Source organism: Streptomyces sp. NPDC001980 (genome assembly GCF_040296885.1).
In the GTDB taxonomy this organism is placed as follows: Bacteria; Actinomycetota; Actinomycetes; order Streptomycetales; family Streptomycetaceae; genus Streptomyces.
This window is the reverse complement of the sequence record NZ_JBEOYD010000040.1, coordinates 50,228-63,386: the sequence shown is the minus strand read 5'-3', so window position 1 is coordinate 63,386 and position 13,159 is coordinate 50,228. Positions and strand designations below refer to the sequence as shown.

At 71.1% G+C, this 13,159-nt stretch carries 12 protein-coding genes; 8 read left to right on the top strand and 4 right to left on the bottom strand.

What is annotated here, in order from left to right; genetic code table 11:
- Window positions 1–1,506: an RICIN domain-containing protein gene (locus ABT137_RS40470; RefSeq protein ID WP_351716850.1), complete on the bottom strand. Its 1,506-nt coding sequence runs from the start codon at window positions 1,504–1,506 to the stop codon at window positions 1–3.
- 159 nt (window positions 1,507–1,665) lie between these two features.
- A complete protein-coding gene (locus ABT137_RS40465; protein WP_351716848.1) occupies window positions 1,666–2,559 on the bottom strand; it encodes an RNA polymerase sigma factor SigF in 894 nt (297 codons plus the stop codon).
- A gap of 305 nt (window positions 2,560–2,864) precedes the next feature.
- Here ABT137_RS40465 and ABT137_RS40460 point away from each other — a divergent pair, with 305 nt between their 5' ends.
- The 6 genes from ABT137_RS40460 to ABT137_RS40435 all read left to right on the top strand — a co-directional run bounded on the left by ABT137_RS40460 (window position 2,865) and on the right by ABT137_RS40435 (window position 8,231).
- Entirely contained in the window at window positions 2,865–3,278 is a 414-nt protein-coding gene (locus ABT137_RS40460) for an STAS domain-containing protein (RefSeq protein WP_351716846.1), read from the top strand.
- Between the two features lie 179 nt (window positions 3,279–3,457).
- A complete protein-coding gene (locus tag ABT137_RS40455) occupies window positions 3,458–3,976 on the top strand; it encodes an ATP-binding protein (RefSeq protein WP_351716844.1) in 519 nt (172 codons plus the stop codon).
- A gap of 266 nt (window positions 3,977–4,242) precedes the next feature.
- Complete coding sequence (locus ABT137_RS40450; protein WP_351716842.1) at window positions 4,243–4,926, top strand: LPXTG cell wall anchor domain-containing protein; 684 nt, start codon at window positions 4,243–4,245, stop codon at window positions 4,924–4,926.
- A gap of 28 nt (window positions 4,927–4,954) precedes the next feature.
- A complete protein-coding gene (locus ABT137_RS40445; protein ID WP_351716841.1) occupies window positions 4,955–5,839 on the top strand; it encodes a COG1470 family protein in 885 nt (294 codons plus the stop codon).
- Window positions 5,840–5,922: 83 nt separating this feature from the next.
- Complete coding sequence (locus ABT137_RS40440; RefSeq protein WP_351716905.1) at window positions 5,923–6,936, top strand: hypothetical protein; 1,014 nt, start codon at window positions 5,923–5,925, stop codon at window positions 6,934–6,936.
- 2 nt (window positions 6,937–6,938) lie between these two features.
- Window positions 6,939–8,231 carry a hypothetical protein gene (locus ABT137_RS40435; protein WP_351716839.1) on the top strand — a complete coding sequence of 431 codons (1,293 nt, stop codon included), beginning with the start codon at window positions 6,939–6,941 and terminating at the stop codon, window positions 8,229–8,231.
- A gap of 141 nt (window positions 8,232–8,372) precedes the next feature.
- Here ABT137_RS40435 and ABT137_RS40430 read toward each other — a convergent pair whose 3' ends face one another.
- Window positions 8,373–9,869 carry an oligopeptide:H+ symporter gene (locus ABT137_RS40430; protein ID WP_351716837.1) on the bottom strand — a complete coding sequence of 499 codons (1,497 nt, stop codon included), beginning with the start codon at window positions 9,867–9,869 and terminating at the stop codon, window positions 8,373–8,375.
- A gap of 491 nt (window positions 9,870–10,360) precedes the next feature.
- Here ABT137_RS40430 and ABT137_RS40425 point away from each other — a divergent pair, with 491 nt between their 5' ends.
- Both ABT137_RS40425 and ABT137_RS40420 read left to right on the top strand, forming a co-directional pair.
- Window positions 10,361–11,038, top strand: a complete 678-nt coding sequence (locus ABT137_RS40425; RefSeq protein ID WP_007382513.1) for a response regulator transcription factor — start codon at window positions 10,361–10,363, stop codon at window positions 11,036–11,038.
- 149 nt (window positions 11,039–11,187) lie between these two features.
- The gene (locus ABT137_RS40420; protein WP_351716834.1) at window positions 11,188–12,459 is read left to right on the top strand and encodes a sensor histidine kinase; all 1,272 of its coding nucleotides are present in this window, start codon (window positions 11,188–11,190) and stop codon (window positions 12,457–12,459) included.
- A 27-nt stretch (window positions 12,460–12,486) separates the two neighbouring features.
- Here the strand turns inward: ABT137_RS40420 and ABT137_RS40415 are convergent, their stop codons facing one another.
- Window positions 12,487–12,990 carry a GtrA family protein gene (locus ABT137_RS40415; protein ID WP_351716833.1) on the bottom strand — a complete coding sequence of 168 codons (504 nt, stop codon included), beginning with the start codon at window positions 12,988–12,990 and terminating at the stop codon, window positions 12,487–12,489.
- Window positions 12,991–13,159: the final 169 nt, after the last annotated feature.

The following is a 13,159-nucleotide window of genomic DNA, read 5'->3' as shown; positions in this document are numbered from 1 at the left end:
TCAGCCCGCCCCCGCCCGCCAGCGCTGGCCCGTGCCGTCGTTCACCGGGGACAGGGAGAGCTGGTCGTCGCCGGTCGGGGTGAGGGCCGTTTCGAGGGCGATCTCCGGGCGGATCTCGCCGTCGGGGGTCACGGTGAAGCGGAGGTTGTCGCCGTGGTCGCCGTCCACCGAGGCGCAGCTCCAGATACCGACGCCCTTGTCGACCGAACCCCGGCTGTCCAGGCAGAAGTCGGGGTCCGCGGCGGACTGCAGGACGCCACGGTCCGGGTCGACCCGCCAGCGTTGGGTGGAGGAGCCGGAACAGGGGGCCGTGACGACGTCGGTGCCGTTGTCGAAGTCGCCGTCGCGGACGTCCAGGCAACGGGCGGTGGCGAGGTTCACGACCTGGGCGTAGGACGTTCCCGGGGGTTTGGGGGTGGGGCTGGGGGAGGGGGTCGGAGTGGGGGTCGGGGTCGGGGTATGTGACATAGCACTGGCACTGGCACTGGGCGTGGGGGAGCCACCGGACGGCGTCGGGGAGACGGTCGCCGTCGCCGTCACGGTCACCTGAGGGCTCGGCGGTGGTGGGGTGGCCGCGGCGGGGTCCGGGGTGTGCGTGTCCCGGTGGGCCAGGAGGACCAGCAGCAGCGGTACGAGGGCCACGCCCAGCGCCGTGGAGGTCAGGAGCAGGCGCCGGGACGGCAGGCGGCGCTGCCGGGGCGGGTCGGGGTCGGCGAGTGGCGGCGGCGGGGTTTCGTGACGTGCGTACGCCGTTCCGGCCCACGGCAGCAGGCCATCCGCGAGGGTCTCGCGCGGGGTGTCCCGGAGCGCGGTGAGGTCCTCGAACGCGGCCGTGCAGTGCGGGCAGTGGGCCATGTGCGCGTGCAGGTCGGGGCTGTGGCGGGGGCTCTCCGGGCGGACCGACTCCTCGATCAGGCGGCGGAAGTCCGCGCAGCGCGGGTCGTCCGAGGCGGCCAGGCGGGTGCGCAGACAGGCCTGGGCCAGGGACTGGAGGGCGGGCGGGGTGTCGTACCGGACGTCCTCGGGGGTCAGGCCGAGGTACCTGGCGGTGCGCTCGGCGGGCTCCTGGTCCAGCACGCCGTACCAGATCAGGCCCTGGGTGCGGGACGGCAGGGACTGGAACGCCGGGAGCAGCGACGGGGTCGGGCCGCCGGGGGCACCGGAGGAGTTCAGGACCAGCAGGAGGGTGGGGTCCAGGGCGGCGGAGTGTTCGTTGCCGGACCAGCCGGCCGCCAGCCGGGCGGTGAGCAGGAGCAGGTGGTGGCGGAGCGGTACGACCGGCTCGGCGCCGCGCGCGATGTCGCGGGCGGCGGTGGTGAAGGTCTGCGCGGTGAGCCGGCGGGCCGCCGCGTCGCCGGCCGTGCAGAGGCGGGCGTAGCCGAGGACCGCGGGGTGGTGGCGGGCGCGGAGTTCCTGGAGGGCGGGGTAGGCGGTGGCGGTGGGGGTGCGCAGGAGCTCGGTCAGGCGAGCGTCCGAGGGCGGGTCGCCCTGGATGTCCTGGACCATCGTGCACCCCTTCTCGCGGGCCGTCCTTCCTGACGTACCGGCCAGTTTGGGGTGTGACTCGCGGTAGCGGGGGAGCTTTGGCCAAAGACGCAGCGGGCCGGGGCGGGGGCCGGGCGGGGGGATCCCCGTCGCCCCAGCGGCGCAACGGTCCGGCCGGGGCTATTCCTCCAGGGTCAGCGCCCTGCGCAGCTGCACGAGCGTGCGGGACAGCAGCCGGGAGACGTGCATCTGGGAGATCCCGAGTTCGTCGCCGATCTCCGACTGGGTCATGCCCGCGACGAAGCGGAGGGAGAGGATGGTGCGGTCCCTGGCCGGGAGTTCGGCGATGAGGGGCTTCAGGGACTCGATGTACTCGATGCCCTCCAGGCCGTGGTCCTCGTAGCCGATGCGGTCCGCCAGGGCGCCCTCGGACTCGTCCTCCTCGGGCTGTGCGTCCAGCGAGGACGCGGTGTAGGCGTTGGACGCCGCCATGCCCTCGACGACCTCCTCGTTGGAGAGGCCGAGACGTTCCGCGAGTTCCGTGACGGTGGGGGCGCGGTCCAGCTTCTGGGCCAGTTCGTCGCCTGCCTTGGCGAGGTCGAGACGGAGCTCCTGGAGGCGGCGCGGGACGCGTACCGACCACGACGTGTCGCGGAAGAAACGCTTGATCTCGCCGATGATCGTCGGCATCGCGAAGGTGGGGAACTCGACGCCGCGGGAGAGCTCGAAGCGGTCGATCGCCTTGATCAGGCCGATGGTGCCGACCTGGATGATGTCCTCCATCGGCTCGCTGCGGGAGCGGAAGCGGGAGGCGGCGAACTTGACCAGCGCGAGGTTCAGTTCCACCAGGGTGTTGCGGACGTACGAATATTCGTGCGTGCCTTCCTCCAGCGACTCCAGCCGCTCGAAGAGGGTCTTCGACAGGGCTCGCGCGTCGACCGCTTCGACCTCGTCGTACGGGGGGATCTCCGGGAGTCCGAGTTCCGCGAAGAATCCCTCGATGGCATCCAGTGGTTCCGGTGGGGGTGTCGACGTCGCCGTCAGGGTGTGCGAGGCGTCGAGCCGGGGTGACATGGTGTCCTCCATCGTTCTCGGCAATGAGGCTGCCGGAGCCGTGCGTGCACTGCGGTGTGCGGCGCCTCCAAAGCCGGCCGAGTCGGTTACGTGTCCCTACTAGCCCTACCCGCTCCGCCGAGCCACTCGCAAGTCCGTTCTATTATCATTTGTCCCGTTCTGAGAGGTTGTTCGGGTGTCGGGTTGCGTGCAGAAGGCGTAATGTTCGAGGGCGTCGACACGCCGTTCGGCGGACATCGGTGGGCATCGTCAGACAACGGTCAGACGGTGGCAAAAGCGGTCACGACCTCGAGAGAGAGACGGCAATGGACCACGGGACGGTCGGCAGCGCACAGTCGGGCCGGCTGCTGGTGGAGGTACGGGAAGAGGGCTCCAGCGCTGTCGTGACTCCGGCGGGTGAGCTCGATCACCACACCGCCGACCTGTTGCGCGAGCCGCTGGACGATCTCCTCGACAAGGGGTTCTCACGCCTTGTCGTCGACTGCTCACGCCTTGAGTTCTGCGACTCCACCGGGCTGAACGTGCTGCTCGGTACCCGACTGCGGGCCGAGGCCGCCGGGGGCGGGGTGCACCTCGCCGGGATGCTGCCCGTCGTCGCCCGGGTCTTCGAGATCACCGGAGCCGAGGCGGTCTTCACCGTCCACGACTCCGTCGAGGCGGCGCTGGCCGACGGGGACGGCACGGGCGGCGGGACCGGCGCGACCGGCGGCGAGGGCTGAGCCCCGGCCGGCCCGGCGACCGGAACCGGGGGGTGTTCCCGTGGATCGCTCGGGCAGGAGAGATTCTGGATCTGTCACCGCCCGGCCCTGTTCGAGTCGATCGCGCCGACCGGTCCGTACGAACTGCAGCAACGCGAAATTTTCCATGTGAACCGGTGAATCGGTGAGGTGAAGCGCTGATGAGCACCACCCGGCCTTACCCGCCGGGCGACCGCGGCCCGGAGCCCAGCGGCGCTTCGGGGATGTCCGAGGAGGCGGCGGCCGACGAGCTGCCGGCCTCGACGGGGGGTCGTCAGGTCCGCAGGCTGCGTCTCCACGGCGAGAGCGGGGTCGTACCGCTCGCCCGCGATTTCACCCGTCAGGCGCTGCACGCGTGGGGGTGGCTGCCGGCCGCGACGGCCGACCGCAGGGCCGCCGCCGAGGATGTGCTGCTCGTCGTCTCCGAGCTGGTCACGAACGCGTGCCTGCACGCGGAGGGGCCGGACGAGCTGTTCCTGGCCTGCGACAGGAAGGTGATCCGGGTGGAGGTGTCCGACCGGGGGGCCGGGCAGCCGGCGCCGCGGACGCCGCACCGGGCGGGGCGGCCGGGGGGGCATGGGATGTTCATCGTCCAACGGCTCTGTCTGGACTGGGGAGTTGTGCGTACGGCCGGGGCGGCCGGGAAGACCGTGTGGGCGGAGTTGGGGGCACCGGCGTAAGAGGGCGCCGCTCTATGGGTCGTTTTTCGGCCGACGGCCGGTGGGGGCTGGTCGCGCCCACGCGGCGGCAGCCGCATATCGAATGCAGCCCCGCGCCCCTTGCGGGGCGCTACAGCTCTCGCGGCGCTTCGGCATCCCCACACTTCCGCCACGCCCTTTCTCTTCCCTCCTCATGGGCCCCGGCGTACCTTGACGGCCGAATCTGATACCTCGTCAGTAACGAATGGGGTGGACCGACCGTGTCGTCGTACCCGAAACGTACCGCCGTGCTCGTGTCCGCCGCCGCCCTGGCCGGGTCGGCGGTGCTGCTCGCCGCCCCCGCGGCGCACGCCACCGTCGTCAACGTCAACTACCACTGCAAGACGCCGATCGGCGACAAGAGCGCCGTCTCCCCGATCGACATCACGGGCGTCAAGAGCGGCAGCGGCTACAAGATCACCATGTCCTGGCAGAAGGGCGTCTCCTCCAGCCCCGTCGAACTCGGCAAGGGCGCGATGAACCCGAGCGCCACCATCAAGCTCGGCGGCGCCGACAGCGGCACCCTGAACGTCACCGGCAGCGCCAACCAGGCCGCGATCCCCGCCAACACCCCCATCAAGATCAACGACTTGAGCGGCACCTACACCCCGGAGAAGTCCGGCAAGGTGACGTTCACGGCGGGCACGCTCACCATCAAGGCGCTCGGTACGACGACCATCTGCACCCCCACCAACAACCCCGGCCCGTCCCTGACCCTGGACGTGACCGCGGCGGGCGGCGGGTCGAGCAGTTCCGGCGGCTCCGGATCGTCGTCGTCCGGCAGCACCGGCACCGACTCCGGAGGCACCCTCCCGAAGACCGGTCCCGAGGACTCGTTCGTCGCCCTCGGCACCCTCGGCGGCACCGTGCTCCTCGCGGGCGCGGCCGGCACGCTCTGGCTGACCCGGCGGAACCAGACCGTACGCCGCTGACCTCCGGGTCCGACCGCTGGAGCCGCCCATGCCGCCCGCCCAGTCCGCCGCCCCGTCAGCCGTCCGGTCCGCCGTCCGTGTCCTCGGCCTCGCCGCGCTGACCCTGCTCGCCACCGCCCCGCGCGCGTCGGCCGCCGAGGGCTGGTCCCTCGCGCCCGCGGGCGGCGGCCGCCCCTCCTTCTACGCCGAGGGCGCCCCCGGGGCGGTCCTCCAGGACACGGTGTCGGTGACCAACTCAGGCGGCCACCCCGTCACGGTACGGCTGACCGGCACCGGCACCGGCACCGGCGTCCCCGTCACCTTCGCCGAGCCGACCGTCCGGGTCCCCGCCCGGACCCGCGCCGACGTCCCCTTCACCATGACCGTTCCGGCGGGCGCGGCCCCCGGCGACCGCTCCGGCGCGCTCGTGGCGGAGGACGCCGACGGCCGCACCGCAACCGCCCGCATCCGCCTGCGCGTCGGCGGCCCCGCGCTCTCCGCGCTGACCGTCGAACACGTCGTCGTCCACGGTGACCGCATCACATACGAGCTGGTCAACCGGGGTACGACCGTGCTCGCACCGAAGCTGGCGGTGCGCGCCCACGGCCTGTTCGGCCGGGTCCTCCTGGACCGGGCCGCGCGCACCCTGCCGGTCCGGCTCGCCCCCGGCACCCGCACCGAACTCAGCGAGCCCTGGCCCGGCCGGCCCGCCCTGGACGCGGTCGACGTCCGGCTGACGGCGACGGCGGCGGACGGCGCGCACGACACGGCGGACACCGAGGCACGGTTCGTGCCGTGGGGCGCGGTCGCGGGGGTCGCGGGCGCGCTCACGGCGGGGGCCGCCGTGACGGCCGTACGACTGCGCGGGCGGCGTGCCGGCCGGGTGGCCGAACCCCTGTCCATGGACGTCGAGTTGACGGGAGCAGCGAGGTGAGGGTGCGTGCGGTCCCGAGACCGGTCCCGGTGCTGGCGGCACTGACGGCGCTGGCGGCGGTGTTCTCGCTGCTCCTCGTGCCCATGGCGGCAGCCGCCGACGGGCCGGCCGTCAAGGTGTCCGAGTCCCAGGCCGGCACCGGTGGTTCGGTCACCGTCAGCGGCACCGGCTGGCGGCCGCACACCCTGCTGATGATGCTGGTCTGCGGCCAGTCCAGCCCGTCCCGGGGCGTGATCGGCGGCACCAACTCCTGTGCCAACGCCGACGGGCGGGCGGTCACCACCGACGCGAACGGCGGCTTCAGCAAGCAGCTCCCGGTCGCCGAACCGCCGGTTCCCTGCCCCTGCGTGGTGCACGTGGCCACCGTGACCGGCAGCAGCGCCGACGCGGACGTCGCCTTCCAGGTCGCCGGACACCCCGTCAAGGCGCTGCCCGCCGAGTCCACCGGCGGCCGCCTCTCGATGCTCACCGACACCCGCCTGGACGGCTCCTCGGGCCTGCTGACCTGGTTCGGCGCACCCCCGTCCCGCACCCTCGTCTTCACCATCGGCAACGCGGGCACCTCCACCCTGAAGGACCCCGTCTTCCAGGTCGGCACCGCGCACGGCGTGTTCGCCCCCCAGTGGGACGAGCAGCAGTGGCACGGCACCCTCGCACCCGGCAAGAAGGCGCAGGTCAAGTTGCCCGTCGAACTCTCCGCCGGGGCGCACGGCGACTACACCGTCTCCCTCAGGTACGACGCCAAGGTCCTCGCCGAACAGCCCTGGGGCGTCGGCCGCCCCTGGGGCGTGACCCTCTTCTGGCTCCTGCTCTGCGTGGTCGTACCGGCGGCCGTCTTCCGCATCGGCATGGCGGTGGTGGATCGGGTACGGCCACCCCGCGCCGGCGGCATCCGGCACCGGGGAGTGCCCCGCCCGGTCTTCCGCGTGCCGCACCTGCACGCCCCGGAGCCCGCGCCCTCGACGACCCCCACCACCTCGACCCTGCCGTGGTTCACCCCGGACTCCGATCCGGGCACGACGGCCGGCCGGCTCTCCGCACCGCACGACGACAGCTCCACGAGTCCCACGACTCCGACCACGAAAGGACCGACGTGATCATGCGAAGGAGAGTGACACCGGTACCGGCCAGAGTGGGCGCGGCGGCGGCCGCCCTGGTCCTCGCCGGGGCGGGCGCCCTGCTCGGCGCGGCCGCGGGGACCGCCCAGGCGGCCGAGGTGTCGTACGCCACCCACTGCGTACCGCCCGCCGGGGTCGCCGACCCGATCGACGGGACCACCAAGGTCGAGATCACCGCGCCCGCCACGGCGAAGGTCGGCGACACCGTCGACATCACCTGGAAGTTCGTGCAGGCCGCGTCCAAGAACCCGGACATCATCGACCTGCCCGCGAACACGGTCCAGCCGTCCGGCACGGTCAAGGCGGCCGGCGTCCAGACCGCCGACATCGCCATGCAGGGGCCGCGCGAGAACCCGGCGATCCCCAAGGGCGGCGACATGGTGCTGTCCGACATGACGGGCTCGCTGAAACTGACGTCGCCCGGCGAGGTGACGCTCACGCCGGACGCGTACACCGTCAACGCGTACGGGACGAACACCGTGTGCACCCCGACGGGCACGGTGGAGAAGGCGGCCACGATCGAGGTGACCGGCAGCGGTTCGAGCAACTCGGCGAGCCCGACCGACACCAGCTCGGCCTCGGCGTCCCCGTCCGGCTCGGCATCCCCCTCCGACTCGGCGTCGGCGTCCGCCTCCGACGGCACGGGCAGCGACCAGACCGACTTCACGGGCAAGGAGGTCGACATCCCCTACGCCTGCAAGACCCCCATCGGCGACAAGAGCGCGACCTCGCCGGTGCAGATCAACGCCAAGAAGGACGGCGGCAGCTTCGACCTCACCGTGCAGTTCAACGGGTCGGTGATGGACAGCCCCGCCGACATCCCGGCGGACTCCGTGAAGCCGTCGATGGAGGTGGTCCTGGGCGGCGCCGACAAGGGCACGGTCCATGTGGAGGGCCCCACCAACTCCTCCGCGATCAAGTCCGGCGACCCGATCGAGATCCCGGACCTGACGGGCACGTACAAGCCGGGGGCGAGCGGTGAGTCGACCCTGTCGCCGGGCGTCCTGACGGTCGAGGCACTGGGCACGACCACGACGTGCACCCCGACGAAGACGGCGGTCTCGCTGACCCTGGACACGACCGAGCAGGCGAGCGGCGCGTCGGGTTCGTCGACGTCGGGCGGCTCGTCGAGCAGTTCGAGCAGCAGCGGCGGCCTGGCGGAGACAGGTGACAGCAGCAACGGCGCACTGAAGGCGCTGGGCCTGGTGGCAGGAACGACGATCCTGCTGGGAGGCGCTGTGTTCACGTTCATGCCTCGAAAGAGGATGCGTTGATCGCCCTGCTTTTAGGGGCGCGGGGCTGTATCTGATGTGCGGCTCCGCCGCGTGGGCGCGACCAGCCACACACAACGGATAGCCGAAAACGCAAGAGGGCCACCAGGATCCCAAAATCCCGGTGGCCCTCTGTCGAAGACGCTAGTGAACGTCCCCCATAAGCTCCCGAACCTTCTTCCGGTACATCCACACCGCCGCACCGGCGAGCACCGCCAGCGCCGCCTGGCACGCCACGATCCCCGTCTTGTTCAGGTCGACACCCGCGATGGACAGCAGACCGGTCGTCGCGTCACCCGCGGTGACCGCCAGGAACCACACACCCATCATCTGGGACGCGTACTTCGCCGGCGCCATCTTGGTCGTCACGGACAGACCCACCGGGGAGAGCATCAGCTCACCCACGGTCTGCACGAAGTAGATCCCGACCAGCCACATCGCGGCGGCCTTGTGACCGCCGTCGGCGATCGACAGCGGCGCGAGGAACAGGAAGAACGACGCACCGATCAGCACCAGACCACCGGCGAACTTCACGGCCGTGCTCGGCTCCTTGCCGCGCCGCGCCATCGCCAGCCACGCCCAGGCGAAGACCGGCGCGAACGCCATGATCATGACCGGGTTGACGGACTGGTACCAGGAGACCGGGAAGTTCCAGCCGAAGATGGTGTTCTTGGCGGACGCGTCGGCGAACAGGGAGACGGTCGAACCGCCCTGGTCGTAGATCATCCAGAAGACGGCCGCGGCCACGAAGAACCAGATGTACGCGCTCATCTTGGACTGCTCGGCGCGGTCCAGGTCCTTGTCGCGCTTGATGCGGGCGATGACGACGACCGGGATCAGCAGACCGGCGATCGTGATCGGGACCAGCAGCCAGTTCAGCGTGTAGACGCCGGAGACACCCACGACGACGTAGAAGACCGCGGCGACGGCGGCCCAGAAGCCGGCCTTCGTCAGCGTCGCCTTCTTCTCCGCGGCGGACAGCGGCGTCGGGACGATGTCCGAGCGCGAGCTCAGGTGGCGGGTGCCGAGCAGGAACTGGGCGAGACCCAGCGCCATGCCGACCGCGGCGAGCGCGAAGCCCAGGTGCCAGTTGTAGTTCTCGCCGACCGTGCCGATGACCAGCGGCGCGGCGAACGCGCCCACGTTGATGCCGATGTAGAAGAGCGTGAAGCCACCGTCACGGCGCGGGTCGTCCGGGCCCTCGTACAGGTGGCCGACCATCGTGGAGATGTTGGCCTTCAGCAGACCGGAACCTATGGCGACCAGCCCGAGGCCCGCGAAGAAGGTGCCGGCGCTGGGCAGCGCCAGCGTCAGGTGGCCGAGCATGATGATCGTGCCCGCGACGGCGACCGTCTTGCGGGGGCCGAGGACACGGTCGGCGAACCAGCCGCCCGGCAGGGCGAGCAGGTACACGAGCGACAGGTACACGGAGTAGATCGCCGTCGCCGTGGCCGCGGTCATGTGCAGGCCGCCGGGAGCGACCAGGTACAGCGGGAGCAGGGCCTTCATGCCGTAGTAGGAGAATCGCTCCCACATCTCGGTCATGAAGAGAGTGGCCAGTCCGCGGGGGTGGCCGAAGAAGGTCTTCTCGGAACCGGGGGTGCCCGGTCGGACCGAGTCCTTCGTCAGGCTGGACGCCATGGGTCGTTCCTTGCTGGTCGGGACGCGCGGTGGGGCTGTGCGCGCCCGTGGGGGGAGCGGCCGGCACCGGCGGGTCGGACCGCCCACCCCACGCCCAGGGAGAGTCCGCTCCGGATCACGGAGCGGCGGACGGCGACCACCGGGATCCACGCCCCGTGACGCTGTGTCGCGTCCGGAGCCCGGCCAGAGGTCATTCCTTTCAAGGCTGGCGGGCCAGCCCGCACACAAAAGAGACCTTCAGCGTCAAGATGCCCACCAAAGGTCCCCGGGTGTACTACAGGCGTTCACGTCACTGTACGTCAGGACACTGCCGGATATGGAAGGACTTGAGACACGGATCACAGGTGTCGGGGGAACCTCGCACCCGGTTTCGAAGGTCCCTTCTACGATCGCACCTCACGCACACAGGTTCGTACCACTGTGCCCCAAGGTAAGAATCCCTGGTGCCGATCACACTCCAGTACTGCGCGTAATCGGACTACCATCACCCCATGACCCGTGTACTGCTCGCCGAGGACGACGCGTCCATCTCGGAGCCGCTGGCCCGCGCACTGCGCCGGGAAGGTTACGAGGTCGAGGTGCGCGAGGACGGACCCACCGCGCTCGACGCCGGAATGCAGGGCGGCATCGACCTGGTCGTGCTGGACCTCGGGCTGCCCGGCATGGACGGCCTGGAGGTGGCGCGCCGACTGCGTGCCGAGGGCCACGCCGTGCCGATCCTCATCCTGACCGCGCGGGCCGACGAGGTGGACACCGTCGTCGGCCTCGACGCGGGCGCCGACGACTACGTCACCAAGCCGTTCCGCCTCGCCGAACTGCTCGCCCGGGTGCGGGCCCTGCTGCGGCGCGGTGCCGCGGAGCCGGCGCAGCCCCCGGCCACCCACGGGGTGCGGATCGACGTCGAGTCGCACCGGGCGTGGATGGGCGACGAGGAACTCCAGCTCACGGCCAAGGAGTTCGACCTGCTGCGGGTGCTGGTGCGGGACGCGGGGCGGGTCGTCACGCGGGACCAGCTGATGCGGGAGGTCTGGGACACCACGTGGTGGTCGTCGACCAAGACGCTCGACATGCACATCTCGTGGCTGCGCAAGAAGCTCGGCGACGATGCGGCGAACCCGCGGTACATCGCTACCGTGCGTGGTGTCGGGTTCCGTTTCGAAAAGAGCTAGGTCGGCTACGCGCGTCGCGCCGTGGTGGCTCGGGTAGGTGCGCGACCTGCCGTCGTGTGTGGCTGGTCGCGCCCACGCGGCGGAGCCGCACATGTCAGCGCCCCGCGCCCCTGAAGGGGCGCTGAAGTCGCCGTTTCTCGGAGAGTGCCGTGCGTCGTCGTCTGATTCAGTCCACCCTCGCCGTCGTACTCGTCGTCATTGCCGTGTTCGGCGTCTCCTTGGTGATCGTCGAGAGTCGCACCATCAGCAACAGCGCCCAGGAACGCGTCGACTCCGAGGCGCTCCGTCTCGCCAGCATCGTCGACAGCCGGATCCTCGGGGACGAGGACGTCACCGCCGAGATACTGCGGAGCCAGGTCGGCAGGGACCAGTACGCCGTCATCCTGATCCCGGGCAAGGCGCCGATCGAGCTCGGTGTGAAGCCCGAGGGCGATGTCATCCACTACACGGCCGACGGTGAGGAAGGCGAGACGGTCACCGTCCAGGAGCCGCGGTCGACCGTGACCCGGGAGGTCGGCCGTACGCTGCTGATCATCGGCGCGGTCGCGCTGCTCGCCGTGATCGCCGCCGTGCTGCTCGCCATCCGGCAGGCCAACCGGCTGGCCTCCCCGCTCACCGACCTCGCGGAGACCGCCGAGCGGCTGGGTTCCGGTGATCCGCGCCCGCGGCACAAGCGGTACGGCGTGCCCGAGCTGGACCGGGTCGCCGATGTGCTGGACTCCTCCGCCGAGCGGATCGGGCGGATGCTCACCGCCGAGCGGCGCCTCGCCGCCGACGCCTCCCACCAGCTGCGCACGCCCCTGACCGCGCTGTCCATGCGGCTCGAGGAGATCACCCTCACCGACGACCCGGACACCGTGAAGGAGGAGGCGAACGTGGCGCTCACGCAGGTGGAGCGGCTCACGGACGTCGTGGAGCGGCTGCTGACGAACTCCCGGGACCCGCGCACCGGCTCCGCCGTCTCCTTCGACCTGGACGAGGTCATCCAGCAGCAGCTCGCCGAGTGGCGGCCCGCCTACCGCGGCGTGGGCCGGGCGATCGTCAGTTCCGGCAAGCGGCACCTGCGCGCGGTCGGCACGCCGGGCGCGGTGGCGCAGGTGCTGGCCGCGCTGATCGAGAACTCCCTGATGCACGGGGGCGGCACCGTCGCCCTGCGGACCAGGGTGACCGGCAACCAGGCGGTGGTCGAGGTGACCGACGAGGGCGCCGGCGTCCCCGCCGACCTCGGCAACCGCATCTTCGAGCGGACCATCAGCGGCCGGAACTCCACCGGGATCGGGCTGGCCGTCGCGCGTGACCTCGCGGAGGCCGACGGGGGCCGGCTGGAACTGCTCCAGGCCCAGCCGCCGGTGTTCGGCCTGTTCCTGTCCCGCACCCCGCCGCCGCACAAGCCGGACGACGACCTGCCGATGGTCCGCTAGGACCTGCCCGGGATGGCCCGGGGCGCCCTACCGAACCCGCTGCGTGGGCTTCCCGGTGTCGGCGGCCCGCTCCAGGATGGCCTCCGCGTCGGCGACCGCCTCGCGCGCCGGCAGCGCCTTGAACACCCACGTGCGGTACGACCAGAAACGGAACAGCGTCGCCACGCCGATGCCGACGAACTTGAAGACGTTGCTCTGCAGCGGGCTGTCCCAGCCGAAGCCGTAGGTGGCCAGGTACAGCAGACCGTTCTCGATCACCAGGCCGACCGCGCTGAACAGCAGGAACAGGGTGAGTTCCTTGGTACGGCCGCTCTTCTCGCGGTCCCGGTACGTCCAGTAGCGGAAGCCGAGGTAATTGAAGATGATCGCGACGACCGTCGCTATGACGCTCGCCCGCACCACCGGCAGGTCGGTGACGTGCCGGACCAGGTTGAAGACGCCGAGATTGACGAGAATGCCGGCCCCGCCGACCGCGCCGAATTTGGCGACCTCGCGTACGAGCCGTTGCAGCCCCGAGGAACCACGTTCCATGGTTGTAAGGGCTCCCGTCCGTAGGTATTGCGACCCAGCCACTCTAACGACCCAGTATCTCCGATGCCTGTGGATGGCGACACAGGTCGGGAAAGGCTTGGGAAGAGCTCCGGAAAGGCGCGGGAAAAGCGGGGCAAGAGGCGCTGAAGCGGCGGGTAAGAGCCCAGGT

Bases quoted from the DNA above. Each gene is read 5' to 3' on its own strand.
- ABT137_RS40430 (WP_351716837.1), bottom strand. From the start codon at position 9,869: ATGGCGTCCAGCCTGACGAAGGACTCGGTCCGACCGGGCACCCCCGGT.
- ABT137_RS40445 (WP_351716841.1), top strand. From the start codon at position 4,955: ATGCCGCCCGCCCAGTCCGCCGCCCCGTCAGCCGTCCGGTCCGCCGTC.
- ABT137_RS40465 (WP_351716848.1), bottom strand. From the start codon at position 2,559: ATGTCACCCCGGCTCGACGCCTCGCACACCCTGACGGCGACGTCGACA.
- ABT137_RS40415 (WP_351716833.1), bottom strand. From the start codon at position 12,990: ATGGAACGTGGTTCCTCGGGGCTGCAACGGCTCGTACGCGAGGTCGCC.
- ABT137_RS40425 (WP_007382513.1), top strand. From the start codon at position 10,361: ATGACCCGTGTACTGCTCGCCGAGGACGACGCGTCCATCTCGGAGCCG.
- ABT137_RS40455 (WP_351716844.1), top strand. From the start codon at position 3,458: ATGAGCACCACCCGGCCTTACCCGCCGGGCGACCGCGGCCCGGAGCCC.
- ABT137_RS40460 (WP_351716846.1), top strand. From the start codon at position 2,865: ATGGACCACGGGACGGTCGGCAGCGCACAGTCGGGCCGGCTGCTGGTG.
- ABT137_RS40440 (WP_351716905.1), top strand. From the start codon at position 5,923: ATGGCGGCAGCCGCCGACGGGCCGGCCGTCAAGGTGTCCGAGTCCCAG.
- ABT137_RS40470 (WP_351716850.1), bottom strand. From the start codon at position 1,506: ATGGTCCAGGACATCCAGGGCGACCCGCCCTCGGACGCTCGCCTGACC.
- ABT137_RS40435 (WP_351716839.1), top strand. From the start codon at position 6,939: ATGCGAAGGAGAGTGACACCGGTACCGGCCAGAGTGGGCGCGGCGGCG.